This window comes from Dellaglioa sp. CoH-57-MRSF-19 (genome assembly GCF_056781975.1).
Genome location: NZ_JBXAXW010000080.1, coordinates 1 through 596 on the forward strand (window position 1 = coordinate 1; position 596 = coordinate 596).

Below are 596 nucleotides of genomic sequence, written 5' to 3' on the forward strand. Positions count from 1 at the left end.
GTATGCCACCGTCTATCATGGGATCGAACTCTATTGTATAGTCCCACGGTATGGTATCTTTCTGTAGGTCCCAATCCGATTGATCCCAATCTTGTATACTTGCAGTTTTTGTAGAGTCATTCAAAGTCAGAATCATAACATCCTCACGATGGGGTAAACCAAGTTATTGTTGTCATCGGTTTTGCTGGCGTCAGCGTGGTTTGCGCTATAATCTCTAGCGTCACATATCCATCCTGTGTGTCATATGGAAGCCCTGCAATCACCTCAAGCTTAACTCCATAGTCATTCGCCGGAATCAAACCGCCTGAAATTATTTCCATCTGAACATACGTGTCTTGTATGTTTTTCGGCGCAACCGTGAGCAAGGTTTCTGCTACTGCATTGGCTTTGACTAAAGTAGCCTGTGTAAGTAGCAGAGTTTCCGCTATAGCATTTGCATTAGCAGCTGAATTCTGCTGAGTCAGAGTAGACTCAGCCACGGCATTTGCGTTTACTTGCGCCATGACTGAGCCTCCCGTTAATTAATATGGTTTATTACTGGTTTGGACGCGAGCACAGCGGAATTTGTCCAAGCCACATTACCATTAGGGTCTTTC

At 44.8% G+C, this 596-nt stretch carries 1 protein-coding gene; it reads right to left on the reverse strand.

All coding sequences use genetic code 11. The annotated features are described in order from the left end of the window. Positions 1-143: 143 nt before the first annotated feature. Positions 144-503, reverse strand: a complete 360-nt coding sequence (locus AC1RO3_RS08310) for a hypothetical protein (protein WP_481763975.1) — start codon at positions 501-503, stop codon at positions 144-146. Between the last annotated feature and the right edge of the window lie 93 nt (positions 504-596).